Here is a 421-nt window from a genome sequence, read left to right as displayed (position 1 = left end):
CACCTGCGACAGGAACAGGCCGGAGATCAGGAAGAATTCCGGCATGCGGAACGGCGTCGCGAAGCCGATGACATAGTGCAGGAAGCCGACGCCGCCCGTGTACTCGCCGGTGTTGTACGCCGCGTACATCATCACCACGAGGATGATCGAGAGGCCTTTGGCCGTGTCCACCCACGGCATGCGCATCGGGCTGTTCATGGCGAGTCCATCCGGGCAAATCCATCCGGGGCCGGCCGAGGCGGCCAGCTGTCATCCCGGCGCATCTAGCACCGTCAAGCTTCCCAGATCGTAAACATGGATGGTCTTGGGGTGGCAGTATGGCGGCGCCTAGCGTTTGGCCTTCGACTTGTTCAGCGCCACGGCAGCCCGCACCAGCGCCTTCAGCGCCTCTTCGTCGACCTCCTCACCCTTCTGGAAATCG

Annotated in this window: 1 protein-coding gene and 1 pseudogene; both read right to left on the bottom strand. The window is 63.2% G+C overall.

Annotation, left to right across the window (positions count from 1 at the left end):
- The coding region (locus tag ACWTU8_RS32955) for an acyltransferase family protein (protein ID WP_455851392.1) at positions 1 to 198 on the bottom strand (198 nt) is incomplete at its 3' end.
- A gap of 129 nt (positions 199 to 327) precedes the next feature.
- Positions 328 to 421 (bottom strand): annotated as a pseudogene (locus ACWTU8_RS32950) (DUF1801 domain-containing protein); the annotation flags it as partial.

It is taken from the genome of Mesorhizobium sp. BHbdii, from assembly GCF_053848045.1.
The sequence above is the reverse complement of the archived record's forward strand: the minus strand, read 5'-3'. Positions and strand labels throughout refer to the sequence as shown.